This is a genomic window from Hymenobacter polaris, from assembly GCF_012927305.1.
Lineage (GTDB): Bacteria > Bacteroidota > Bacteroidia > Cytophagales > Hymenobacteraceae > Hymenobacter > Hymenobacter polaris.
In genome coordinates, this window is the sequence record NZ_JABBGH010000002.1 from 892,029 (window position 1) to 916,095 (window position 24,067).

Consider the following 24,067-nt stretch of genomic DNA (forward strand, 5'->3'; position numbering starts at 1 on the left):
AGAGTGGGCCGGATAAGATACGGCTGGCGCAAAAAAGCCGCCATTGCTGCCTTGCACCCGCGGCGGCTGTCGATTCTTATGCAGCTGCCTGCTATTGCTACCGAGCGCCTAGCCCTTGCGACCGGCTTTCACCTGCTCCCACGCCACTTTTTGCAGCCGGGCGGCTACCTCGGGCGCGATGCCCAGCGCGGCGGCGGCCTGCTCCTGGCGGCCTAGCTTGCACGGGTCGTAGCCTGTAATCTCGGCCAGTAGTACGCAGGCGTTGAGGTAGGCGCCGTAGATGCTAGGATGGTAGTGGTCGGGCCCCCACAGGTCTACTTTGCCCGCGTCGGTGCCGTCGTAGGGGTTGGGGTCGGCCACGCCCTGGCGGATGGCGCGCAGCCAGGCGTCGCCGGCCGGCGCCACGCCCGCAATCTGCTTATCCTGCGCGGCTTCGCGGTAGTAGGCGCGGTGCAGGTCGGTCTGCATCGAGTCGAGGGGCAGGCCCGAGTAGCCCTTGCCCTCGGGATAGGTTTGGTCGGCGCGGGTCCAGGTTTCGTAGAGGTACACCTGGGCCCTAGGATTGGCCTTGTGCACGGCCTGTTCCAGCTTGGTAGCGTAGGTGAAGAAGCGCGCGGGCTGGCCGCCGTGGCGGGTGGGCACCGGACCAGTGCTGTAGTCGTGCATCACCACCGTGTTCCACTTGGGCTGCTTAATTACGGCCAGCGCGCTGTCGTAGTGGAACTGCAGCGTCTGCCCGCTGATGGCCTCCAAGTGCACCTCGTAGTTCAGCCCCGCCTCGTCGGTGAGCTTCTTGAAGATGCCTGGGATGCCGCCCCAGGGGCCCTCCTCGTGCTCATACTGGCGGCGGCGCTGCCCGCTGCGGCCCGGCCGGAAGTTCTCGTCGGTAATGGCCGCCGCGTTGTAGTTCAGCACCGGCTTGAAGGCGCCGTGAAAGAAGCTGTTGCCCACGAAGAGGATAACCGTCGGCTTAGTAGGCGGCGCGGCGGGGTGGGCGAGGGCCCCTAGGGGCAGGGCGGCGAGCAGGAGAGTGGGGAGGTTCATAGGAGTTGTTCAACGGATTTCCCGCAGAGGGCGCAGTGTTTGCGCAGAAGACGCAGAGGCTAACGTCCGCGCTCTGCGTCTTCTGCGCAAACACTGCGCCCTCTGCGGGAAATCTACCTGTTTAGTTGGCTACTCAAAATCCAGATGCTTATTAAAGAACGGCAGCACATGCTGATACACCCGCCCGGTGGGCCCCATGATGCGGCTGCCGTGGGTGCCCTGGTACTCCTCGGCCGTGTGCGGCAGGCCGAATACCGTGAGCAAGTTGCTGAACTGGTGGCAGGTAGGCGGAATGTGCTTCACCTCGTCCTGGGCGCCCCAGTCGAAGGCGAAGCCGCGCAGCTGGCGCAGGGCAGCGGCGTGGGTGGGCAGGGTGTAGAGGGGCGTCTGGGGCACGCTGCGGGCCAGCACGGCATCGCGCCGGGCCAGGCTGTCGGCGCCGAGCGAGCCGGGCAGGTCGGCGCCGAAGGGCTTAGCGGCGGGGTCGGGCGTGAAGGCGCGGGCGCCCGAAATGACGGACAGCACGGCGTGGTTGCCCAGTACGTCGGCCATGCTGCGGGCCCGGAGCGCCGCCCCTAGGCCCGGCCCCGGCGTGTAGCTGGGGTGCGGGCCCAGCAGCGCCGGGCTCAGGGCGTAGGCGGCCGCCCAGGTGCCGGGGTAGGCCAGGGCCAGGCGCACGGTGCCGCCGCCGCCCATCGAGTGGCCGGCCAGGCCGCGGCTGCCGGGCTTGGCCAGCGTGCGGAAGTTCTTGTCGATAAATGCCACCAACTCGCGGGCCGTGAAGTCGCCCCAGGGTCCGTTGGTGGCCGAGTTAACGTACCAGCTACCGCCAAAGCGCGTCTGCTCGTCGGGCACCACCATAATGAAGGGCCGGATTTGCCCGGCGGCGATGGCCTGGTCGAGCAGCGCCTTCATGCCGTCCTGGTTGAAAATCAGGCTGTCATTCCACGTAAAGCCGTGCAGAAAGTACACCACCGGGTAGCGCTTGCCGGGGCTGGCGTCGTAGCCGGCCGGCAGGTACACGCTCACCCGGCGCCTAGGGTTCTCGCCGCCGGGGTTGCCGCGCAGCAGCTTCGAGTCGAGGTGCGTGACGACGAGCCGCCCGGCCGCCGGGGCCGTTTGGGCGCGGGCGGGGCCTAGGGCGGCGAGGAGCAGCAGGAGGCAGAATAGACGGCGCACAGATTAGCAGTTGAAAAAAAGGCGGTCATGCTGAGCTTGCCGAAGCATCTCTACCGCGCAAGTAGAACCAATGTCAAGAGTTAGTTACGCAGTAGAGATGCTTCGGCAAGCTCAGCATGACCGCCTTTCTTGATTTTTATATTACCGCTTCAATTCCGCTCCTAGGGCCTTCACCACGCCTTCGTTGGGCACGCAGTTCTTAAACTTGATGTCTTCCAGAATCACCGGTAGGTCGGCGGCACTTTTTACGTCCACCAGGTAGGGGGGCTTGATGCGCAGCAGCGAGGCAATGGGCTGGTCGGAGAAGCGCTTGTAAGTCCAGTTGCACCAGCCGATGCCGGCGGCGTTGAGGTTGCGGGCGGCCTCGCCCATCCACTCGGGCGAGTTCTCGCCGGTTTCGCCCACCCACACCGGCACCTGCTGTGCCTGCCGGAAAGCCACCAAGTTGCCGATGGCGCCGAGCTGGTTGGCGTCGGGGTTGCTGGCATCGGGCGCGTTGCTGAGCGGGTACTTGGGCAGGATGCTGTAGCGGTGCGAGTTGTACACCAGGTTCTGGTGGTGCGTGAAGCTACTGGGCAGCAGCTCGTTGTAGTTGTTGCCGAAGCCGTTGCCTTCCAGCAGCAGCAGGTGCTCGTCGCCCTGGGCCCGCACGGTGTTGATGAGCCGCTCCAGCATGGTGTGGATGGCCGCGTTGCCGCCGGGCACGTTGTTGGGCTCGTTCACGAGGTCATACATGGCAATGCGGCCGTCGTTTTTGTAGCGCTTCGCCAGCGTGGCCCACAGCTCATTGGTGATGGTCTGGTACACCGGCTCGTTCCAGAAGTCGTTGGGCTGCAGCGCGTCGGCAATGTTGGTATCGGTGCCCTGGGCGCCGGGCGCGGCGTGCAAATCCAGCACTACGTAGAGCTTATTGGCCGCGCACCACCCTAGGGTCTGGTCGATGAGCCGGATGGCGTCGAGCTGCTCGGGCTTCCGAAACAGCTCGCCCTGCTGCTGCCACTCGCGCAGCTTGGCCACGTAGTCGGCGTAGGGCACCGTGCCCTTGATGACCCCGTTGCGCACCGCCCGCTGCTGGGCGGTCAGAAACAGCTCGTAGTGCAGTGGCAGGCGCACGCAGTTGAAGCCCTGCTGCGCGATGTAGTCGATGTCGGCCTTGGTGATGAAAGTGGCGCGCCACTGCTGGTAGAACTTCTCCACCGCCGCCTCGCTCAGGCCCGCGCCGTAGAGCACCTTCTTCACCGAGCCCTGGGTGCCACCGTAGCCGGGCTTCATCATGTAGCCCTCTTGCAGCAGCCAGCCGCCCACGTTCATGCCCTGCAGCAGCACGTCGCGGTGCTGGGCATCCACGATTTTGGGGCCTTCGGCGCGCAGCAGCGGGGCGGTGGTGGTTTGGGCCAGGGCGGGGAGGGCGGCGAGGAAAAGGAACGGGAGGAGTTTCATGGGAAAAGTCTTGTTCTGACGAAAGGCCTCACCCCCCGGCCCCCTCTCCTTCAGAGAGGGGGAGCCTGACGCCTACCAACGTTAGGCTTGTGCTGTGGCTCCCCCTCTCTGAAGGAGAGGGGGCCGGGGGGTGAGGCCCCTCATTGCTAGTTAACCACATACGTGGCCATGGAGTGGGCGGGGCTGGTGGTGGCCACGGCCTGGCCCTTTATCCAGAGCTGAAACTCCTGGGGCTGGTCGCCGCGGTTCATCACCACCACGGCCAGCTTGCCGTCGGTGTTCTGGAAGGCGGTGGCTTGCAGCCAGTCGCGGTTGGTGCTCACGGCCACGCGCTTGGCGCCGGGGCGGATAAACTTCGAGAAGTGCCCGATGTAGTAGTAGGCGTTGGTATAAATCAGCTCGCCGGTGCGCAGGTCGGCGTGCACCGGGGCAAAGCAGAAGTTGCCCACGTGGTTGGGGCCGCCCTGCTCGTCGAGCAGGATGTTCCAGTCGGTCCAGCCCGCCGTGCCGGCGTTGAAGTCATTAATCATCGAGTAGCCGTAGCGCTCGCCCAGGCGCCACTCCTTCACTTGGTCGAGCTTGAAGTTCTCGACGCAGCCCTCGGTGAAGAACAGCTGCTTATCGGGATACATCTCGTGCACGCGCGCCACGTTGCCAAACAGCATGCCGCTGCCGGTCCAGGTTTCGTACCAGTGGTAGCCCAGGCCCCAGAGGTACTTGGCGCTCTCGGGGTCGTCGAACACGGCGCTGGCCCGCTGCTGCACCAGGTCGCGGTTGTGGTCCCAGGCCATGAGCTTCTTATCGCTCAGCCCGTTTTTCTGCAGCGTGGGCCCTAGGAAACCCTTCACGAAGTCGCGCTCCTCCTCGGCCGTGTACACGCACGACTCCCACTTCTGGGTGGCCATCTCTTCGTTTTGCACTGTGAGGCCCCACACCGGCACGCCTAGCCTCTCGTAGGCCTGCACAAACTTCACGAAGTGCTCGGCCCAGGCCTGGCGGTACTCGGGCAGCAGGTGGCCGCCGTGCAGCAGGTCGTGGTTGGTTTTCATCCAGGCCGGGGGCGTCCAGGGGCTGGCAAAGAGCGTGAGCTGGCCGCCCGCCGCCGCCGTGGCCTGCTTGATGAGCGGCAGCTTGTACTTCTCGTCGTGCTTCACGCTGAACGACTTAAGACTCTTGTCGTTGTCCTTCACATACGTGTAGCTGTCGCTCGAAAAGTCGCAGCTGCCGATGTTGGTGCGGGCCAGCGTGTAGCCGATGCCGGCCGTAGGGCTGTAGTAGGCTTGCAGCAACTCCTGCTGCTTGGCCTTGGGCAGCTTGGCAAACACCTCGGCCGAGGCATCCGTCAGCGCCCCCCCGATGCCCACCAGCGTCTGAAACTGGCGCTCGGGGTTCACGAATACGCACACCTGGGTTTCCACCGGCTGGCCCACTTCCTTGAACGGGAGGGCGCCGCCGGCCGCCAGGCGCTGGTCGGTGCCCTGGGCGGTGGTGTACACCTGGGCCGATTTGCCGGCGGCCGAGTAGGTGGTTTGGGCCGCGGCCGGCTGGGCGAGCCCTAAGGCCGCTAGCAGCCCTAGGGCGGGTAAAAAATGCTTGGTCATGAAAAGAAGAGGGGGGTGGGAAAAGTGGTTAGGTGTAACAAGAACGTCATGCTGAGCTTGCCGAAGCATCTCTAGCGCGTAAGTGACTCCTGACGTTAGGATTACCTACGCGGTAGAGATGCTTCGACAAGCTCAGCATGACGTTCTTTTCCGGGCACGGTCAGCTACCACACATACGTAGCCACCGCGCCGGCGTAGAGCGACGTGCTCACCACCTTGCCTTTGTACTGAATATTGAAGGCCTGCTGGGTGTTACCCGTGTTCAGCACCACCAGGCAGCGCTTGCCGTTGGGGGTTTTGTAGGCTACGTTGGGCAGGTTGGCGGGCAGGTTGGTCGCCACGCGCACCGAGCCGGGCCGCACAAACTTGCTGCTGTGGGCCACCGTGTAGTAGGCCGGGTTGCGCGTTACCTGGTCGCCGCTGATGGTGACGGCCCCCAGGCACTGGGTGCAGCCGCCGTTGGTGTGCGGGCCGTAGGTGGCGTCGGTGGCCAGGTTCCACTCCAGCACGGCCTTGGCCCAGTTGCGCGAGGCCCCAATCTCCAGGTTGTTCACGTGGTAGCTGAGGTCGCTGGCGAAATTGCCGGGCGCCTGCGTCCACTGCTCGGTGAAGTACACGTTCTTATCGGGAAAGGCATTGTGCACCGGGGTGAGGGCGTCGATGGTGCCGCCGTAGAGGTGAAAGGCCGAGCCATCGACGTAGGGGTTGGCCTGGGCGTCGGCCAGCACCGCCTCGGGGTAGTCGGGCCGGTCGCAGTTGTGGTCGTAGGCAATAATCTTGGTATTGATGCCCGCCGCCTTGAACGCCGGCCCCACGTTGTTCTTGATGAAGGTGGTTTGCTCGGCCGCGCTCATCAGCATGCTCGGGTTGTTGCCCCCGTAAAGGGGCTCGTTCTGCAGCGTCACCGCGTCGATGGTGATGCCCGCCGCCCGCATCCCCTGAATGTACTTGACGAAGTACCGGGCGTAGGCGTCGTAGTACTGCGGCAGCAGTGAGCCCCCCACGGGGTTGTTGTTGCTTTTCATCCACGAGGGGGCCGTCCAGGGCGAGCCCAGGATTTTGATGTTCGGGTTCACGGCCAGAATCTCCTTCAGCACCGGAATGAAGTACGCCTGGTCGGGCGCCAAACTGAAGCTGGCCAGCGTGGGGTCGGGCGTGCCCGCGTCGTCGTAGGTATACACCTGGTCGTTGAGGTCCGAGGCCCCGATGCTCACGCGCAGGTAGCTCACCCCTAGGGAGGTGCTATCGGTAGCAAACAACTCCTTGATGAGCGCGGCCCGCGCCGAAGCGCTCATCTTGCTCATCACCTGGGCGCTGCCCCCGGTCAGGCAGTAGCCAAAGCCATCCATCGTCTGGTAGGTCTGGGTGGTATCGACCGCAATGGTGGGGTTCTGGTTGGTGTTGGCCGCAAACTGCAGGCTCACCTGCTGGCGATTGAACAGGGCGCCCCGGTCGGAGGTGGTCAGCCACACGGCCACCTGCGACGAGGTGGTGGGCGTAGGGGTGGGCGTGGGCGTAGGGGTCGGCGTGGGCGTCACGGGGTCGCCGCCGCTGCTTTTGCAGGCCCCGGCCAGCAGGGCCAGCGAAGCCAGCAAAAGCGCCGGCCGGCGCCAGCGGGTGAGGGTGGGAAAAGGCATGGGAGGCTAGGGGAAGGAAGTGGGTAAGTAGTAAATGAGTAAGTAGCTGTTTGTAAATAATTTATAGTTATATGTGGTGTGTCTGGCTGCTTGGTATAGCGCGGGCCGGCGCAAAAAAGTGCCCGCTGGCGGGGTAGCCAGCGGGCACTTTTGGCTAGCGCACCACCACGCGCTGGGTGCTGAGCTGGTCGCCAGCCCGCACGTGCAGCAGGTACACGCCGGCGGCCAGGCGCTGCAGCGGCGCCAAGGCCAGGGTGTGCTCGCCCGCGGGCTGGGGGGCGCCGTCGAGCAGCGTGAGGGCAGGCTGGCCCAGGGTGTTGTAGGCCACTACGCTCACGGGGGCGCTGGCGCCGGCCACGGTGTAGCTCAGGCGGCTGTCGGCCCCTAGGGGGTTGGGGTAGGCGCTGGTGGCCAGGGTGCTGCTAGCCGCGCGGCTGACCAGCACGCCGGTGCCCACCTGGTAGGTGTAGTACTGCTTGCCGGCAATGGTGGTGAAGTTGGGGTTGAGGCCCAGGTCGGTGGTTTGGCCCGCAATTTGGGGCAGCACGTCCGAGTAGAAGCCCTTGTCCGAGTCGCGCACGTAGCCCACCATCACGTTGATGTTGCTGCCCGCGGCGGCCCCCCCTAGGGCACTCAGCGGAATCGAAAACTCCCAGCCGGTGGTGGTATTGGCCGCCACGCTGCTCGACGTTTTATAGGCCGTAGTGGCCCCCGACGGGTCGTTGCCGTCCGAGGTGACGGTGCCATTCTTGCCGGCCGAGCCCATGTTCACTTCCACGGGCGTGGCCACGGTGTAGTCGGCCCGGCTCAGGTACATGGCGCCCGGCTGGTCGTCGAGCGGCGAGGTAGTGATGCGGAACACGTAGTCCGTGTTGGGCAGGTCGAGGGTCGGCTTCTGGGTGAGCGGCGTGTTGCCCGACACGCCCGGCAGCGCCGTGCCAGCGGCCACGCCCGTTTTGCCCGGCACGTCCAAATACAGCAGCGTGTGGGTATACACCCCGCTGGCTTGCTCGGGCGTGCACACCACCAGCACGTTGAGGGTAGTGGCGGTGGTGCCCATATAGAGGGCTTTCAGGCCGCGGTCACTCACCGAGTGGGTGCCGGTGTAGGTGCCCACCAGCTGGTACTTGCCGGTGCCGGTGCCCAGCTCCGACGACCCTAGGGTACCATCGACGGTAAACTGCGCCTGAGCGCTGAAGCCGGCAGCCAGCAGGGCAGCCAGGGCAGAGAGGGTAAATGTGTTTTTCATACAACTGAGTGGGAAAAAAGGGTGAAAGGGAAACTAGTAGTAATTCAAAAATTGGCCCTAGGGCCTACCACACGTAGGTAGCCACCGCGCCGGCCGGCAGCGTGGCCGTGGCCGCGCGCGCGCCACCCGGCCGGATGCTGAAGGTCTGGGCCTGCTTCTGGTCGTTTTGCACCAGCAGCACGTGCTGGCCCTGGGGCGTGCGAAAAGCCACGTTGGGCAGGCCCGCCACCTCCGTCGAGCCCAGGCGCACCGAGCCGGTGGGCACAAACTTGCTGGCATGGGCCACCGTGTAGTAGGCCACGTTGCGCGTCACCTGGTCGCCGGGGGCCAGGGTGAGGGCCCCTAGGCACTCGGTGCAGCCGCCGGGCGTGTGGGGGTTTTGCTGCGGGTCGGCGGCCAGGTTCCACTCCAGCACGGCTTTGGCCCAGTTGCGCGGGGCCCCAATCTCTAGGTTCTTCACGTGCCAACCCAGGTTATCAGCAAAGGTTGATTTCGAGCCCGTCCACTGCTCAGTGAAGTACACGTTCTTCTGCGGGTAGGCGTCGTGCACCTTGCTCAGGGCCGAAATAGGGCCGGCGTAGAGGTGGAAGGCCGAGCCATCGACGTAGGGGTTGGCCTGCGCATTGCCCAGCACCGTGAGCGGGTACTCGGGCTTGTCACAGTTGTGGTCGTAGCAGATAATCTTGGTTTTGAGACCTGCCGCCTTGAGGGCCGGCCCCAGGTGCTGGCCGATAAACTCGGCCTGGGGCTCAGCCGTCATCAGCAGGCTGGGGTTGTTGCCGGGGTGCAGGGGCTCGTTTTGCACCGTCACGGCATCGAGCACGATGCCCTGGGCGGCCATGCCCCGCAGGTACTTCACGAAGTACTGCGCGTAGGCGGGGTAAAACTCCGGCTTTAGCGAGCCGCCCTTGCTGGCCTCGTTGGTTTTCATCCAGGCCGGCGGGCTCCAGGGCGAGCCCAGCAGCTTGATGCCGGGCTGAATGGCTAGAATCTCCTTCAGCACCGGAATCAGGTGCTTTTCGTCAGGCGCCAGGCTGAAATGCGCCAGCGTGGGGTCGGTTTGGCCGGCGGGCAGGTCGTCGTAGCTAAACACGCTGGCGTCCAGGTCCGAGGCCCCGATGCTGACGCGCAGGTAGCTCACGCCAATGCCGCCGGGCCCCTGCCCAAACAGCTCGCGCAGCAGCTTGGCGCGGGCCGGGGCGCTCATGGCGTGCAGCAGCTCGGCGCTGCCCCCGGTCAGGCAGTAGCCAAAGCCGTCCATGGTTTGGAAGCGCTGGGCATCGTCCACCGCAATAACGCCCCCGTCGGCGGGTACGGCCTTAACCCACGCCAGCGGCGCCTGAGGCTGCAGCAGCTGGGTTTGGTCGGGGGTAGTCAGCCAGCAGCTTACGCCGCCGGCGGGGCGCGCTGCCCGCGGGGCCTTTTGGGCGCGGGCGGGGCCTAGGGGCAGTAGCCCCAGCGCCAGCAAGCTATACCGGGCCAGCAAGTACTTCATAACGAGCGGGAATTCAACGCCGGCCCTAGGGCCGGCCGTGGGAAAAAGGAGAAGTAAAACTGTATGCTATAAGGTGGTAGCTGAGATGCTGGGAGGGAAGCAAGCGAGCCGCCCGCCCGGCGACCACCAAAAAATAGGTAAGCCACCGGCCCCCACCGGCCGGCGACCTACCTAGGCATACTGCCCAGGGACTAGAGGATTCTTTTCACTTTCCCCGCCCCCGCAGCAGCAGCCAACTTTTTTCAATTATCAGTGACCAATTATCAGTTAGCAGCCAAGCATTGCGCACTGCTAATTGACTTAATAACCTGGGTTTTGCGTGATGAGCGGGTTGGTGTTCAGCTCGGTTTGCGGAATGGGAAACACCAAGTAATTCTGGTTGGCCGCGCCCGTGAACTGCTGAATAATAGTGAGGGCCGTGACGGGGTGCGTGGCCGAGGGGTCGGCGATGGTGTGGCGGGCGTAGCGGGTAAGGTCCCACCAGCGCTCGCCCTCGAAGGCCAACTCCAGGCGGCGCTGGCGGTCAATTTCGGCGCGCAGAGCTTGCTTGCTCAGCGCCTGCGTCGAGGCCAGCGTGAGGGCGGCCAGGCCGGCGCGCTGCCGCACCTGGTTGAGGGGCGAGAGGGCCGCGGCGGTGGGGCCGTTCAGCTCGTTGCTGGCTTCGGCGGCCGTCAGCAGGGTTTCGGCGTAGCGCAGCACGTAGGTGTTATCCACCGAGTTGAAGCCGTTGCCGATGCTGCGCCACTTGTACACGAAGGGTCCCTGGTCGTTGTTGTTGCTGCCGGTGCCAATAATCATGCTCACGTAGCTGCGGCCCACGCGGCTGCCGTTGCTGGCGTTCACCACCCCGCTGTTGGTCCAGCGGCGGTCGCCGTTGGCGCGGGTGGTGTCGGCGTAGGCAATCAGCTCGCTGGTGGGGATGTTGAACTTCGGAAACGAGTAGGTAGCCAGCGGCGAGGGCAGCGACAGGTCGGGCACGATGTTGCCGCCGTCGCTATTGCCCGCAAACTGCACCTCGAAGAGCGACTCGCTGCCCTTGTTCTCGGCCGGGTACAGGCTGTTGGGCGTTGTGTTCAGCGTCACGCCCGTTACGGCGTTGGCGGCGGCCAGGGCGGCGGCCCAGTTGCGGCGCGTCAGCTGCACGCGCGCCAGCAGGGCGCGGGCCGAGTTCTTGGTGGCGCGGTTGGCCTGGCTGCTGCTCATCCGCACAATAGCCTGCTGCAAGTCGCTCACCACCTGGTCATACACCTGGTCCTGGGTCGAGCGGGCGGTGTTTACGTCCGAGGGGGCGCCGCTTTCGCTGGGCTGCAGGCGCAGGGGCACCCCGCCGTAGGCCCGCGCCAGGTTGAAGTAGTAGAGCGCCCGCAAAAACTGGGCCTCGCCCACAATCTGGCTGCGGCGGGCGGTGTCCATGCTCACGGTGGGCACGTACTTAATCACGACGTTGGCCCGGTTCACGCCCAAAAAATTGCTCTGGTACACATTGTTCACCTGGCTAGTGGTGGTGCTCCAAATAATTTTTTCCAACGCGTTCACGTCGCCGTTAGTGGTGGTGCAGTTGTCGCTGGGCATCTCGCCCATCTCAATCTGGTCCTGGCCGTAGGAGCCCGTCTGCTGCAGGCCGTCGTACACGGCTGTGAGGCTAGCCTCCGCGTCGCTGGAAGTCTTAAAGAAGTTGTTGGGCGAAATAGTCCCTAGGGGCTGCTTGTCAAGGAAGTTGCAGCTCGCCAGCAGCGCAAGCGCGCCGAGCGCGGGTGATAGTAGCTTTTTCATGGGGAATTCTAGGCTGGCTGAAGCTTAAAAAGTTGCGTTGAGGCCCACCGTGTAGGTGCGCGTCTGCGGGTACACGCCGTAGTCCACACCGGGGTTGGTGGTCGAGAAGGGATTGGCGCTTACCTCGGGGTCGTAGCCCAGGTAGTGGGTCCAGGTTATCAGGTTCTGGCCCGTCACGTACACCCGAATGTTGCTCAAAGCGGCCCGCTTGCTAATGCTCGTGGGGATGGTATAAGCCAGCGTCACGTTCTTGAGGCGCACGTAGGAGCCGTCTTCCAGCCAGCGGTTCGAGAAGCGGTTGTTGCCGGCCGGGTCGTAGCGCACCGGGCGCGGAATGTCGGTATTCGTGTTGGTGGGCGACCAGTGGTTGAGCACCCGCGTGGTTTGGTTGTTGGGGTCCGATTGCGACTCCAAAATCTGGCGCGTCTGGTTGTAAATCTCGTTGCCAAACTGGCCCTGAAAGAATACGCTCAGCTCCAGGCCCTTGTACGAGAAGTTATTGGTCACGCCTGCGAAGGCCTTGGGGTTGGGGTTGCCAATTATAACTCGGTCACTATCGTTGATAACGCCGTCGTTGTTCACGTCCACGTATTTGACGTCGCCCGGCTGGGCCGCAACGCCGTAGTGTTTAGGCTCAGCAGTCGCCTCGGCAGTGGTCTGCACGATGCCGTTGGTGCGCAGCCCGTAAAATACCCCTAGGGGCTGCCCTGCCTGCGAAATCTGCGCGCCGCTGATGATGACGGTCGGCGCGGCTACCCCATCGGCATTCACCCGAGTGCCTAAGTCACGAATCATGTTGCGGTTGCCGCTCACATTCAAGCTAGTCGTCCAGCCGAAGCTGCCTTCATTCGACTCAATATTGGTCGTACTCAAGCCAATCTCCAGACCTTTATTTTGAATGCTGCCCAGATTTTGTAGCACAGTGGGTGCCTGACCCAGGTTTGCCTGGGCACCGGTGCTTAGCGGAATGGGCACATTCAGCAGCAGGTCGCGGGTCTGCTTGTTGTACACGTCTACGTTCAGCGTCAGGCGGTTGCTAAACATCCCAATGTCGATGCCGGCGTTGTACTGGTAGGTGGTTTCCCAGCGTAGGTCATTGTTGCCGATGGTGGTTTGGGTGGTGCCGCCCGCAATGCTAGAGCCGGTGCCCTGGTAGTTCGAGCCGGGGCCATACTGCGCAAAGCGCTGGTAGGTGTACACCTCCTGATTGCCGTTGGCCCCGAAGCTGGCACGCAGCTTCACGTCGCTCACGGTGTTGTTCTCCGGGAAGAAGCTTTCCTTCGAGATGCGCCAGGCCGCCGACGCCGCCGGGAAGTAGCCGAAGCGGTACTGATTGGCGAAGCGGCTGGTGCCGTCGGCGCGGGCACTTATTTGCAGCAAGTACTTACCATCGTAGTCGTAGTTGGCGCGGGCAAAGTAGCTGAGCAGCGACCACGAGTCGGCGTAGCTGTACGGGATGCCTACTACTGCCGTGCCGGCGCTCAGGTACGGTACGGCGTTGGAGTTGAAGCCCTGCACCGTGGCGCCCGCCGTGTTGCGGAACGACTCCTGCATCGACTCGCCCCCTAGGAGGGTCAGGTGGTGCTTCTCGCCAAAGGTCGGGTTCCAGGTAATCGTGTTCTCGTTCAGCCAGATAACCTGGGTGTTGGCCGCCGTCTGGGCCCGGCCGCGGGTGCTGGGGTCGGCGTTGCTGGTGCCGGGGTAGTTGGTAGTCTGGAAGTAGTTCTCGCTTTGGTTGCGGAAGTCGATGCCCAGGTTCGAGCGCACCCGCAGGTTGGGCAGGATGTCAAACTCGCCGTAAATGTTGCCCACCGTCTGGTACACCACGGCCTGGTTGGTGGTTTCCAGCAGGTTACCCACCGGGTTGTCCGACTGGTTGAAGGGGTTGGTGCCGTAGATGCCGCTGGGCTTGTAAATCGGGATGGTCGGTATCTGGGTCAGCACCCCCAGCACCGTGCCGCCGTTGGCCAGGGCTGCTTCCGAGCGCACCGAGCTGTTGGTGTGCGAGCGGCTCAAATTCAGGTTGGTGCCCACCCGGAAGCGCTTGCTCAGCTCCTGGGTCAGGTTCACCTTAAAGTTGTAGCGGTCGAAGCCCGAGTTGAGGCTGATGCCCTGCTGGTTGAAGTAGCCGCCGCTCACGTAGTAGCGCGTCTTCTCGGTGCCGCCGCTCACGTTGAGCTGGTAGTTCTGGATGTTGGCGCCGCGGTACACGGCGTCCTGCCAGTCGGTGTTGTAGGGGCCGGGGGCGGCGGGGTCGGGGCTAACGGGGTTGGTGGGGTCGGTGAAGGCCGGGGCCAGGCCCGCGTTAGTCTGAATCTGGTTGAACTCCGAAGCAAACTGCTGGGCGTTGAGCACGTCGAGCTTCTTGCGCAGCATCTGCCGCCCGAAGTACGCCGTGAGGCCCACCTGCGCTGCGCCCACCTTGCCGCGCTTGGTCGTAATCACCACCACGCCGTTGGCGGCGCGCACGCCGTAGATGGCAGCAGCAGCCCCGTCTTTCAGCACGTCGATGCTCTCGATGTCGTCGGGGTTCAGCGTGTTGAGCGGGTTGATGCGCTGGTTGTTGGTCGTGATTTCCTGCTGGTAGTCGGGCACGATGGGCACCCCGTCAATCACGTACAGCGGCGAGGCATTCAGGTTGAGCGTAGCCGAGCCGCGGATGCGCAGGTTGATGCCGCCGCCGGGCGCGCCCGAGGGCGTCGTCACCTGCACGCCGGGCGCCTGGCCCTGCAAGGCCTGGTCGAAGCCCGCCACGGGCTGGCGGGCCAGGGCCGCCCCGCCCACCGAGGCTACCGAGGTGCTCAGGTCCTGGCGGCTCTGGGTGCCGTAGCCCACTACCACTACCTCGTTCAGGGCCTGCTGGTCGTCGCTCAGGCGCACTTCCAGGGTGCTGGTAGGCCCGTTCAGCGGCGGCAGCTCCTGGGTGCGGTAGCCCACCGAGCTAAACACCAGCGTGGCGCCGTTGGACACGCTCAGCGTAAAGCGGCCGTCGGCGTCGGTGCTGGTGCCATTAGTAGTGCCTTTCACCAGCACCGTCACGCCGGGCAGGGGCTGGCCCTTATTATCAAGCACGCGGCCCGCCACCGGAATGTCTTGCGGGGCGGCAGCGGCCCTAGGGCCCGCGGCGCCAGCCTCGGCCCGGCTCGTTACCACAAAGTAGTTTTCGCGCAGCTCCTTGTACTGCAGGTTGGCTTGGGGCAGCACGGCGGCCAGCTTCTCGGCCAGCGAGCCGGCCGCGGGCTGGGCCCGCACGCGCTTATTGTCTACCAGCCGGCTCTCGTAAAAAATGGTGGCGTGGTACTCACGCTCCCACTGCTTGAGCAGCGCCTTGAGCTGCACCGACTCGGCGGCCGGGGCGGGGGCGGCGCTCTGGTACGAGGCATTGACGGCTAGCAGCTGCGCGGCGGCCGGGGCACTGTGTAGCTGCAACAGCAGCACGCTGCCCACGAGGCAGGCCGCAGGCCGCCGGTAGCGACCTAGGCCCAGGTTCGTAAGGGGTCCGTTCATAAGTGAAAATGAAAGGGTGGGGGAAAGTGTAGAAGCAAAAAGGAGGAAGGTTATTCGGATAATACCAGGCGGTTGCCCTGCCGGGTGATGCGCAGGTGGAAGGTTTCTTCCAGGGCCTGCAGCAGCACGTCCAGCTCGCGCACGGGCACGGTGCCCGTCACGCGGCGATTGTTCAGCTCGGGGGTAGTTACTTCCACGTCCAGGCCGTAGGTGTCGTGCAGGCGGGTGGCCAGCTCGGCAATGGTGGTTTCGTCCAGCACCAGCTCGGCGTCTTTCCAGGCGGCGTAGGGGGCGGTGTGCACCCGCTGGTGGGTTGTCACTACCGGGGCGGCGCCGGGCGTGGGGGCGTCCTGGGTTTCCACCAGCTCGCCGGGTTTCAACAGCACATCGGGCTGGCGGCGGTCGTCAAACTCCACGCGCACCTTGCCTTGCAGCAGCACCACGCGGGTTTGGGTGCGGCGGCGGGCCACCACAAACTGGGTGCCTAGCACCTCCACCTGCAAGCCCGCGTCGGTGTGCACCAAAAAGCGCTGGTTGTCGGCGGTGTGCTTAATGGCAAAGTAGCCCTCGCCTTGCAGCCACACCTCGCGGGGCTGGCCGGGCGCCCAGGCGGCGGCGTAGCGCAACTGCGAGTGCCCATTCAGCGTCACCTGCGAGCCGTCGCTCAGGCGCAGGGTGCGGGTTTGGCCGTAGGCGGTGCGGGTGGCCAGGGGCGCGGCGGGCGCCGGGCCGCGCTGGCTTTGGTAGAGCCAGCCGCCCGCGGCGACGGTGCCGGCCAGCGCCGCCGCGGCCGCCCAGCGCCGCCACGTGGCGGGCGGGGCCCGGTATGGAGCAACCGGGGGGGCTAGGCGGGGGTGCAGGCTGGTTAGCAGCGCATCGTAGTCGGGGTCGCCGGGCAGCGCGGCCAGGGGTAGCGTGGTCGCCAGCTCGTCCCAATGCTGCTGCAGCCAGTGCGTGGCCAGCAGCTGGTTGGCGGGTTGGCTGAGCCAGGCGCGGACGGCTTCGGCTTCGGCTGGGCTGGCCGTGCCGCGCGCGTAGGCTGCTACCAGGGCTTGGGTAACGGTAGGGGTCATAGCGTAGCGTTGAAGCAGCAAACTGATTAGAATCCCCGCCCGCAGGCCAGGTAACAATCGTTTGCAGTACTACACTGCGCGCGCGCACTCCCCCTTAGCAGCCACCTTAGAAAAGTTGCCGCGTACTACTTATCTTATTGACTATCAAAAACAAAAAAAAGTGAGTAAGTAACTACCTTTGTTTTAAGCCGCTCACTGTAATCCTTTGGTAGCATCTTTTGCCACTGTCTTTAAGAAGGCTCAACAGGCTAGAAAAAGACCCAGCGGTCCAGCCGAGCCGTGCCGCGCCGGCTCCCTAGCCCTAGGCTGCCATAAGTGCCCTAGGGTCTTGGCTAAAGAAAAAGCAGTTAGTCGGCTTGCTCTTGCGCCGGGCTAGCGCGCTGCCGGGCGTGCCGGCCGCCGGGCTGGCGAAGAAGACGCCCGCGGCCGCCGGGCAGGGGCCGCGGGCGGCAGTGGTTGGAGCCGGTTGGTGCTTTGAGCCAGGTTGCTCAGGGCGGCTTTGGGGCCGGCCAGGGGGGCGTACACTTCCAGGCTCGATTTTAGCAGCGAGTCGGCGGCCAGGGCGTGCACCTCCTCGGCGTTCATGCCGGCGCGGTAAAGCAGCCAGTTGCGGTACTTGCCGCCCGGCCGCGCCGGGTGGCCGCCTAGCGTAAGCTGGCGCAGTAGCAGCTTTTCGGGCAGGCTGCCCACGCGGGTGCTATCGAGGTAAAGCACGGTTTCGCCCCGCGCGTAGTAGTGCGTCAGCACCAGGTGGTGCCAGCGGGCCCCGGTGGCGCGCCCGGTGCTTGCCAAGCGCCCGCCCCTGGCCGAGGCGTAGGTGAGGGTACCTACCGCGTCGAGGTCCACAAAGCCCGTGCCCAGGCTGTCGGTCAGCGTCAGCAGCCGCCCCGCCGGGCCCGCCCCCCAAAAGCTAACCGCCTGCGTAAAGGCGTGCAGCCCCGCCTCGGGCACCACCCGCAGGGCAGCCCCAGGGGCTAGGGCCGTGCCGGAGCTGGGCTGCCAGCGCGGCACCGGCTTGCCCGCCCGCAGCGCGTCAAACAGCGAGGGCACAATGGCGCGGGCCAGCTCGGCGTGGCCGCGGTCGTTGGGGTGCAGCGCGTCGTCCCAGTAGCCGGGCGCCCAGTGGCCCTGGCCGTCGTCCACGGCCCCGAGCAGGTTCACGGTGGGCACCGTCCAGGCGTGCAGCAGCAAATTCATTTGCTTGGTGAACGCGTAGTCCTCGGGCGTGAAGTCGTTGCGGGTGTAGCAGTTCGTGATTACCGGCACCCGGCCGTCGGCCCGCGCCCGCGCCACCAGCGCCGCCAGGTTGCGCCCAAACTGCTCGAATATCGGCTGCCCGCCCCCGTGGATGCCCTCGTTGCCCAAACTCAGGGCCAGCACCACGTAGCGCCCGCGCTGGGGTAGCAAGTCGCGCCGCCAGCGGGCCGCCACCTTGCTGGTGTTGTCGCCCGGCACCGAGGCGTTGGCGCTCGTCCAGGCCCGGCCCAGGCCGGCCGCGTGGCGCTGCTGCAGCTCGGCAGTGTAGCGGCTGGTATAGCCATACTTGTTGGTAGCGCCCTGCCCATACGGCACCGACGAGCCCAGGTACACGATTTTCAGCGCGTCGAGCGAGTCGGCCGCGGCGCCGAATGGCCGGGCGGTAGTGGCCGCGGCCGTGGGCCGGCCGGCTAGCCCTAGGGCAGTGAGGCCGAGCCCGGCCAGCAGCGTGTAAAGCGGGAGCTTGTGTAGCATCGCAAGGAAAGCAAAGAAGAAACGCCGCAAAAGTGGGCGGCAAAAATTGAGGCAGCCCCGGCTGCTACCCGCCCCAGACCGCCCTAGGGGCCTGCCGGGGGGCAGCTGCCTAGGCCGGTTAGCAAACGCGGCGGCGCACGGCCAGCCAGCTAGCGCCCTAGCGTCAGCATCAGCAGCACGCCGATGACGCCCCCCCCGTGCAGCCGGAAATACGAGCGCAGCGTTTTTAGGGCCTGCATAATGTGCGTTTCCACGGTTTTGACGGACACACCCTGCCGCTCGGCAATCTCGGGGTAGGAGAGACCCTGCTGCCGGCTCAGCAAAAAAGCCTCGCGCTGCTTGGGCGGCAGCTTGTCGAGGGCGGCCAGGTAGAGCGCCTCCATTTCCTGGTACTCGGCTTCGTTGGCCACGCTGGGGCTGCTGGTAGCCGCCACCTGCCCGGCCAGGCGCAGCTGGTGCTGGTCGCGCCGCAGCTCGTTGAGGATGGCATGGTGCGCCACCGTAAACAGGTAGCCCTTCAGCGGCACGTCCTCGCGCAGCTGCCCGCGCTTTTCCCAAATCTTAATAAAGCATTCCTGCACAATCTCCTCGGCCGCCGCCCGCGACTTGAGGTAGCCAAACGCGAAGCGGTACACCAAGGCGCTGTAGTGCCGAAACAGGGCATCGAAAGCCCGTTGGTCGTCTTCTTTCAGACGGCGCAGGCAGTCGGGCTCCGAAAAGGCAGGCTTGGTTGGCAAGGTGGGGGAGAGGGGAGAAGCCAGCAAAACTTTTGCGGAAATTTAACGCAAATTTTGTGGAGACTGGTCACGCCCGCTGGCCTAGCCGCCACTAAGCGGCAAGGCGAAGTTGCGGGAGCTTCGGCGGGAGGCGGCGCCCGGCACTACCCGCCGGGTAAATACATTTTTGCAACATAGTTGCTGATAAAAATTATTTTTACTGGCCCAGTTTTTTGGCGTCCTGCCAGCCTCAAATGCACCTTCTATGGCCTGTTAAAATAAAGCAACATTGTTGCATAAGAGCTAAAACAAGCGTTTCTAAGCTGTTTGAGCGGTTTTGGGAGTGTGGTAGAAAGTGGTAAAAGGTGGTGGCTTTTCTGGCAAGGCTTGTAATTTTGTAGCCTATCGGCCCGCCCTAGGCCCCGCTCTCTCACCCAACCATGCACCAGTCCCTGTCCGGCGAATACGACTGCAAGCTCGACCCCAAGGGGCGGCTGGTGCTGCCGGCCAAGGTGAAAGCGGCCCTGCCCGCCACGTTTGCCAACCAGCTGGTGCTGGTGCGCGGCTTCGAGCCCTGCCTCACGCTCTACCCGCGGGCCGCCTGGGAGCTGATTCACGCCAAGGTGACGGCCCTCGACGAGTTCAACGAGGAAAACCGGCAGTTTCAGCGCAATTTCTTTCGGGGCATGACGGAGGTAGAGCTAGATAGCATCGGGCGCTTTGGGCTGCCGGGTTCCATGCGCCGCTACGCCGGTATCGAGAAGGACGCCGTGATAGTAGGCCTGGGCAACCGCTGCGAGCTGTGGGACCCTGCCCGCTACGACGATTTCTTAATTAAGGACATGAGCCAGCTTTCGAGCATGGCGCAGAAGTTCTTAGCCACTCCCCTCGACACGCCGGGCACGCCGGCCCCCCTGGCCTGATGGAGTCCCGCGCCAACGATACCGCCTACCACCGCCCGGTGCTGCTGGCCGAGTGCTTGGATGCCCTGGCCCTTGTGCCCGGTGGCCGCTACGTGGACGTGACCTTCGGTGGCGGCGGCCACTCGGCCCGGATAGTAGAGCAACTGCTTGACGGCCACTTGTATAGTTTCGACCAGGACGACGCGGCCGAGCGCGAAGCGGCTGCGCTGGCCCGGCCGCAGTTTACGTTCGTGCGGGCCAATTTTCGGCACCTGGCCGGCGAGCTGGCCGCGCGCGAAGCCTTGCCCGTGGATGGGCTGCTGGCCGACCTAGGGGTATCGTCGCACCAGTTCGACACCGCCCAGCGCGGCTTTAGCACTCGCTTCGACGGGCCGCTGGATATGCGCATGAACCCCGAGGATGCCAGCGCCCCCACGGCTGCCGACGTGCTCAACGACTACGACGAAGCCGCGCTGCACCGCATTTTTGGCATGTACGGCGAGGTGACCAACGCCCGCACGCTGGCCGCCACCGTGGTGCAGGCCCGGCGCCAGCGCTCGCTGCGCACCATTGCCGAGCTGAAGCAGGCCATTGCGCCGGTTACCCCTAGGGGCAAAGAGAATAAATACCTGGCGCAAGTATTTCAAGCCCTGCGCATTGAGGTAAACGACGAGCTGGCGGCCCTGCAAGAGATGCTGACCCAGACGGCCCAGGTACTGCGCCCCGGCGGCCGGCTGGTCGTCATGAGCTACCACTCGCTGGAAGACCGGCTGGTGAAGAATTTCCTGGCCCAGGGCAAGTTCTTCGGCCAGGCCGAAAAGGACTTATACGGCCGCACGCAGCTGCCTTTCGAGGCCCTGACGCGCAAACCCGTAGAGGCTTCGGCCGAAGAAATTGCCCTTAATAGCCGCGCCCGCAGTGCCAAGCTGCGGGTGGGCGTTCGCACTACTAACCCGGCATAAGGCTATGGCTACCAACACTCTGCGCCCTGGGCCCGCCGGCCCGCCCCGCACCAATACGGTGCGCCCCCGCCTTGCCCCGCCCGAGGAGGTGGCCGCCGAGCCCGTGGCCGCCCCGGCCGCGGTAGCTGCCCCTGTGCCCACCCCTACCCCCACGCCAGAGCCAACTCCGGCACCGGGCCCCGGCGATGGGCCGCGCCGCCAGCCCCGCCCCGGCCCTAGGCCCCTCACGGCTGAGGAAGCCGATGCCCAAGCCAGCGAGTGGAAGCAAGCCCCCGCCGGCGCCACGGCCACCGGCTGGAGTTTGTTTTCGCTGCTCGACCGCTTTACGGGCCTCGATGGACTATTCCGTGAAGGCCTGCCGGTGCGCTACCTGCCCAAGCTGCTGTTCGTGATGGCGCTCACGCTGCTTTACATCGGCAACACGCACTACGGCAACCGCATGAACCGTAACATCCAGCGCCTCAAGCAGGAAACCGAGGACTTGCGCGCCGACTACACCACCCTGAAGTCGGACTACATGGAAGCTAGTAAGCAAAGCGAGGTGGCGCGCAAGGTGGCCGCCATCGGGCTGGTGGAAAGCTCCTCGCCGCCCTTCCGCATCACGGTGCCGGCCGGCCGCCTCGACGAGGCTGAGCTGGAAACGATGCCCGTGCTGACGTCCGACACCCTGGCCGCCCGCGCCGCCCGCGACTCGGTGGCCGCAGCCCGCGCCGACTCGGTAGAGGGCCGCGTGCGCCGCCAGCAGTTTGGCCTGCCCACCGACGACACGCCCGAAGCCGGTGCGCCCCCGCCCGGCCTCTCGCCCGACGATTCGCTGGCGGCACCTAACAGCCAGGCGGGCAATACGCTGAGCAGCGGGCGAGCCGGCGAAAGCAAGCGCCGTAGCAAAGCTAATAGTACAAAAAAGCACAAAACAGCGCAAGAAGTTCAGGCGGTTCCTAGCCCCCGCGGCGCTAAAAAGGCGGCTTCCCATTCTTCTTCGCACGGCCCGGCAACCCGATGAAAAGCAGCGTAAAAAAATCCATCGTCACGCGGGTGCGGCTCGCGTTTCTGGGCGTGACGCTGTTTTCGGGCGCCATTGCCTGGAAAATCTCGCACATCCAGTACCAGGAAGGCGCCAAGTGGCGCGCCCTGGAGCAGGAGCGCCGCATCAGCTACCAGCCGGTGCCGGCCACGCGGGGCAACATCTACTCCGACAACGAGAGCATTATGTCTACCTCGCTGCCTTTCTACCGGGTGGCCTGGGACCCCGGCGTGGTCGATGACGCGCTGTTTCGCCAGAAGGTGGACTCGCTGGCCCACCGGCTGGCCAATTTCTTCCAGGACCGCAGCTGGCAGGAATACAAGCGCAAGCTGGTGGAAGCCCACAACGACCACGATGTGCGCTACATCCGGCTGAACTCGCGGCAGATTAACTTCCAGGAGAAGAAGGAGTTTGCCAGCTGGCCCATCTTCCGGGCCAAGCGGCGGGGCGGCGTTATTTTCGAGAAGGTGGACAAGCGCTTCCGGCCGTTTGGGGGGCTGGCCCAGCGCACGGTAGGCTTCGTGAACGAGGACAAGAACGGCGCGGGCCTGGAGTTTACCTTCCAGCAGAAGCTGGCCGGCCGGCCAGGCGAGGCGCTGTTTGAGCGCGTGCCGGGCGGGCTCAAGCCCGTGTACGACGGCACCGAGGTGAAGCCCCAGCCGGGCTACGACGTGAAGACGACCCTCGACATCAACCTGCAGGACGGCGCCGAGGATGCCCTCTACAAGGCCCTGGTGGCCAACGACGCCAAGTACGGCTGCGTGATTTTGATGGAAGTAAAAACCGGCGCCATCAAGGCTGTGGCCAACTTGGGCAAGGCTACCGACGGCACCTACAAGGAGGACTACAACTACGCCTTTGCCGACCAGGGCCGCACCGAGCCGGGCTCGACTTTCAAGCTGGCTTCGATGATGGCCGTGCTGGAGGCCGACCCGAACCTGAGCCTCGACGACAAGGTGAATACCGGGCCGGGGCGCATGTTTATTGGCGGGGCGGTGAAAACCGACTCGCACGCCAACGGCGTGATTACGGTGCAGCAGGTGTTCGAGAAATCGAGCAACATTGGGGTGGCGCGCCTGGCGCAGGAGCACTTCGGCAGCAACCCCACGCAGTACACTGACTACCTCAAGCGCTTTGGGCTGGACAAGCCCCTAGGGTTCCAGATGAATGGCGAGGCCCTGCCCTACGTGAAGGACCCCAAGGACCGCAGCTGGAGCCGCACCTCGCTCAGCACCATGAGCATCGGCTACGAGTTGAAGCTGGCGCCGCTGCAAACGCTGGCCTTTTACAACGCCGTGGCCAACGGTGGGGTGAAGGTGGCGCCCATGATTGTGAAGGAAATAAAGGAAGCCGACCAGGTGGTGGAAAGCTTCGACACGCGGGTGCTGAACCCGCAGATATGCTCGGAAGCCACCCTGCGCAAGGTGCGCGCCATGCTGGAGGGCGTGGTGCTGGAAGGCACGGCCAAGGCCATCCGGCCCAAGGACTACAGCATCGCGGGCAAAACGGGCACGGCCTGGAAGTTCAAGAATGGGCAGTACACCAAGACGTACTCGACCAGCTTCTGCGGCTATTTCCCGGCCGACAAGCCCAAGTATAGCTGCATTGTAGTGATTGACTCGCCGAGCAAGGGCCGCATTTACGGCGGCGACGTGGCGGCGCCGGTGTTCCGCGACATTGCCGACCGCTGCATGGCCCGCGACCAGGCCAGCCAGCGCCCCATGCTGGCGCGGGTGCCCGCCCGGCGCTCGCCGGTGCCGCTGGTGCGCGCCGGCTTGCAGGATGAAATTGCGCTGGTGTGCGAGCGCATCGGCCTGCCCGGCCAAACCCGCGCCACCGGCGGCGAGGACTGGGTGCGCGCCGCCCCCGCCCGCGACACGGCCTTCGTGGCCCGCACTGTAAGCCTGCGGCCCGACCCCAGCGTGACGCACCCAGGCCGGATGCCCGACGTGCGCGGCCTCACGCTGCGCGACGCGCTGTTCCTGCTCGAAAACCGCGGCCTGCACGTAGTAAGCGCCGGCACCGGCCGCGTGCGGGCGCAGTCGCTGGCCCCCGGCGAGCCGGCCAAGCGCGGCGCCACCGTCAGCCTGGCCCTGACGCCCACCGCCACCATTGCCGCCACGCCGCTGGCCTTGCCCGAGCCCGAGCACACCGAAATCGAGGAGAATACCCTGCTGGTGCCCGCCGAAATGGACGCTCACGCCACCAAGGCGCCTAGGGCCAACAGCGCCGCCAAGGCCAAGCCCACCAAAGCGGCCAGCCGCCCGGCTGCCCCTAGGGGCAGGGAGCAAGAGAAAGCCGCTGCCAGAACCACCGCCGCTAGCCCGGCCAAGGATGCCAAAGCCAAAGCCGCCCCAGAAAAAGCGGCCGCCAAGCCAGCAGCCCCTAGGGCCGACAGCAAGGCTAAAGCTGCTAAGCCAACCGCCGAGCCTAGGGGTGGCGAAGGGAAGGAAAAGGCCAGCGGCGCGAAGGCAAAAGGCGACAAGAAAAACAAGGACAAGCCCAAAGCCCGCCAGCCCGAAACCCGCCTCACGGCCCGGCCGGGGCCTAGGGGCAGCAATGGATAAGTGCCCGGTGGCCCTTGGGGGCGACGCGAGGCCCTAGGGGAGGCGAAAGGTGCCGGGTTGTGTAAATTCGAGATTCCGTGCTTTCAGAAACATAGTCCAGCTGCCGAGGCTAAGCACTGGAAGTAACCAGGTAGCAAAGCAGGCCACCCGAATAAAAAGCCAACGGC

General features: G+C 65.0%; 16 protein-coding genes. 4 read left to right on the forward strand and 12 right to left on the reverse strand.

The window, feature by feature from the left end:
• Nucleotides 1-108: 108 nt before the first annotated feature.
• The 12 genes from HHL22_RS14055 to HHL22_RS14110 all read right to left on the reverse strand — a co-directional run bounded on the left by HHL22_RS14055 (nt 109) and on the right by HHL22_RS14110 (nt 18,466).
• Nucleotides 109-1,044 carry a PEP-CTERM sorting domain-containing protein gene (locus HHL22_RS14055; protein ID WP_169531980.1) on the reverse strand — a complete coding sequence of 312 codons (936 nt, stop codon included), beginning with the start codon at nt 1,042-1,044 and terminating at the stop codon, nt 109-111.
• Between the two features lie 129 nt (nt 1,045-1,173).
• Nucleotides 1,174-2,223 carry an alpha/beta hydrolase gene (locus tag HHL22_RS14060; RefSeq protein WP_169531981.1) on the reverse strand — a complete coding sequence of 350 codons (1,050 nt, stop codon included), beginning with the start codon at nt 2,221-2,223 and terminating at the stop codon, nt 1,174-1,176.
• A gap of 141 nt (nt 2,224-2,364) precedes the next feature.
• Nucleotides 2,365-3,663: a glycoside hydrolase family 5 protein gene (locus tag HHL22_RS14065; protein WP_169531982.1), complete on the reverse strand. Its 1,299-nt coding sequence runs from the start codon at nt 3,661-3,663 to the stop codon at nt 2,365-2,367.
• Between the two features lie 146 nt (nt 3,664-3,809).
• Nucleotides 3,810-5,264 (reverse strand): glycoside hydrolase family 30 protein, encoded by a 1,455-nt coding sequence (locus HHL22_RS14070; RefSeq protein WP_169531983.1) that lies wholly within the window; start codon nt 5,262-5,264, stop codon nt 3,810-3,812.
• Nucleotides 5,265-5,428: 164 nt separating this feature from the next.
• Nucleotides 5,429-6,901, reverse strand: coding sequence for a glycoside hydrolase family 30 protein (locus HHL22_RS14075; protein ID WP_169531984.1), 1,473 nt, complete (start codon nt 6,899-6,901; stop codon nt 5,429-5,431).
• Between the two features lie 154 nt (nt 6,902-7,055).
• Nucleotides 7,056-8,150, reverse strand: a complete 1,095-nt coding sequence (locus tag HHL22_RS14080) for a T9SS type A sorting domain-containing protein (RefSeq protein ID WP_169531985.1) — start codon at nt 8,148-8,150, stop codon at nt 7,056-7,058.
• 64 nt (nt 8,151-8,214) lie between these two features.
• Nucleotides 8,215-9,645, reverse strand: a complete 1,431-nt coding sequence (locus tag HHL22_RS14085; protein WP_169531986.1) for a glycoside hydrolase family 30 protein — start codon at nt 9,643-9,645, stop codon at nt 8,215-8,217.
• A gap of 300 nt (nt 9,646-9,945) precedes the next feature.
• On the reverse strand, nt 9,946-11,418 hold the full coding sequence (locus HHL22_RS14090) for a RagB/SusD family nutrient uptake outer membrane protein (protein WP_169531987.1): 1,473 nt from the start codon (nt 11,416-11,418) through the stop codon (nt 9,946-9,948).
• A 24-nt stretch (nt 11,419-11,442) separates the two neighbouring features.
• The gene (locus tag HHL22_RS14095) at nt 11,443-14,925 is read right to left on the reverse strand and encodes a SusC/RagA family TonB-linked outer membrane protein (RefSeq protein WP_169531988.1); all 3,483 of its coding nucleotides are present in this window, start codon (nt 14,923-14,925) and stop codon (nt 11,443-11,445) included.
• Between the two features lie 50 nt (nt 14,926-14,975).
• A complete protein-coding gene (locus HHL22_RS14100) occupies nt 14,976-15,998 on the reverse strand; it encodes a FecR family protein (RefSeq protein ID WP_169531989.1) in 1,023 nt (340 codons plus the stop codon).
• A gap of 372 nt (nt 15,999-16,370) precedes the next feature.
• Nucleotides 16,371-17,729: an SGNH/GDSL hydrolase family protein gene (locus HHL22_RS14105; protein WP_169531990.1), complete on the reverse strand. Its 1,359-nt coding sequence runs from the start codon at nt 17,727-17,729 to the stop codon at nt 16,371-16,373.
• A gap of 149 nt (nt 17,730-17,878) precedes the next feature.
• Nucleotides 17,879-18,466, reverse strand: a complete 588-nt coding sequence (locus HHL22_RS14110) for an RNA polymerase sigma-70 factor (protein WP_169531991.1) — start codon at nt 18,464-18,466, stop codon at nt 17,879-17,881.
• A 419-nt stretch (nt 18,467-18,885) separates the two neighbouring features.
• On the opposite strand from HHL22_RS14110, the gene mraZ reads away from it, so the two are divergent.
• From mraZ to HHL22_RS14130, 4 genes are read left to right on the forward strand one after another with little or no spacing between them, the layout of a single operon-like run.
• Nucleotides 18,886-19,368: a division/cell wall cluster transcriptional repressor MraZ gene (gene mraZ, locus HHL22_RS14115; protein ID WP_169531992.1), complete on the forward strand. Its 483-nt coding sequence runs from the start codon at nt 18,886-18,888 to the stop codon at nt 19,366-19,368.
• Nucleotides 19,368-20,309 carry a 16S rRNA (cytosine(1402)-N(4))-methyltransferase RsmH gene (rsmH, locus tag HHL22_RS14120; RefSeq protein WP_169531993.1) on the forward strand — a complete coding sequence of 314 codons (942 nt, stop codon included), beginning with the start codon at nt 19,368-19,370 and terminating at the stop codon, nt 20,307-20,309. Before mraZ ends, rsmH begins: the two co-directional genes overlap by 1 nt.
• 4 nt (nt 20,310-20,313) lie before the next feature.
• Complete coding sequence (locus HHL22_RS23635) at nt 20,314-21,312, forward strand: FtsL-like putative cell division protein (RefSeq protein ID WP_195809286.1); 999 nt, start codon at nt 20,314-20,316, stop codon at nt 21,310-21,312.
• Nucleotides 21,309-23,900 (forward strand): penicillin-binding protein, encoded by a 2,592-nt coding sequence (locus tag HHL22_RS14130; RefSeq protein ID WP_195809287.1) that lies wholly within the window; start codon nt 21,309-21,311, stop codon nt 23,898-23,900. The genes HHL22_RS23635 and HHL22_RS14130 overlap by 4 nt, the downstream gene beginning before the upstream one ends.
• The last annotated feature ends 167 nt before the right edge of the window (nt 23,901-24,067 follow it).

What these genes read in the sequence shown, in the direction of transcription:
- mraZ (WP_169531992.1), top strand. Translation starts at nt 18,886, where the DNA reads ATGCACCAGTCCCTGTCCGGCGAATACGACTGCAAGCTCGACCCCAAG.
- HHL22_RS14130 (WP_195809287.1), top strand. Translation starts at nt 21,309, where the DNA reads ATGAAAAGCAGCGTAAAAAAATCCATCGTCACGCGGGTGCGGCTCGCG.
- HHL22_RS14100 (WP_169531989.1), bottom strand. Translation starts at nt 15,998, where the DNA reads ATGACCCCTACCGTTACCCAAGCCCTGGTAGCAGCCTACGCGCGCGGC.
- rsmH (WP_169531993.1), top strand. Translation starts at nt 19,368, where the DNA reads ATGGAGTCCCGCGCCAACGATACCGCCTACCACCGCCCGGTGCTGCTG.
- HHL22_RS23635 (WP_195809286.1), top strand. Translation starts at nt 20,314, where the DNA reads ATGGCTACCAACACTCTGCGCCCTGGGCCCGCCGGCCCGCCCCGCACC.
- HHL22_RS14080 (WP_169531985.1), bottom strand. Translation starts at nt 8,150, where the DNA reads ATGAAAAACACATTTACCCTCTCTGCCCTGGCTGCCCTGCTGGCTGCC.
- HHL22_RS14070 (WP_169531983.1), bottom strand. Translation starts at nt 5,264, where the DNA reads ATGACCAAGCATTTTTTACCCGCCCTAGGGCTGCTAGCGGCCTTAGGG.
- HHL22_RS14055 (WP_169531980.1), bottom strand. Translation starts at nt 1,044, where the DNA reads ATGAACCTCCCCACTCTCCTGCTCGCCGCCCTGCCCCTAGGGGCCCTC.
- HHL22_RS14095 (WP_169531988.1), bottom strand. Translation starts at nt 14,925, where the DNA reads ATGAACGGACCCCTTACGAACCTGGGCCTAGGTCGCTACCGGCGGCCT.
- HHL22_RS14105 (WP_169531990.1), bottom strand. Translation starts at nt 17,729, where the DNA reads ATGCTACACAAGCTCCCGCTTTACACGCTGCTGGCCGGGCTCGGCCTC.
- HHL22_RS14075 (WP_169531984.1), bottom strand. Translation starts at nt 6,901, where the DNA reads ATGCCTTTTCCCACCCTCACCCGCTGGCGCCGGCCGGCGCTTTTGCTG.
- HHL22_RS14065 (WP_169531982.1), bottom strand. Translation starts at nt 3,663, where the DNA reads ATGAAACTCCTCCCGTTCCTTTTCCTCGCCGCCCTCCCCGCCCTGGCC.
- HHL22_RS14090 (WP_169531987.1), bottom strand. Translation starts at nt 11,418, where the DNA reads ATGAAAAAGCTACTATCACCCGCGCTCGGCGCGCTTGCGCTGCTGGCG.
- HHL22_RS14085 (WP_169531986.1), bottom strand. Translation starts at nt 9,645, where the DNA reads ATGAAGTACTTGCTGGCCCGGTATAGCTTGCTGGCGCTGGGGCTACTG.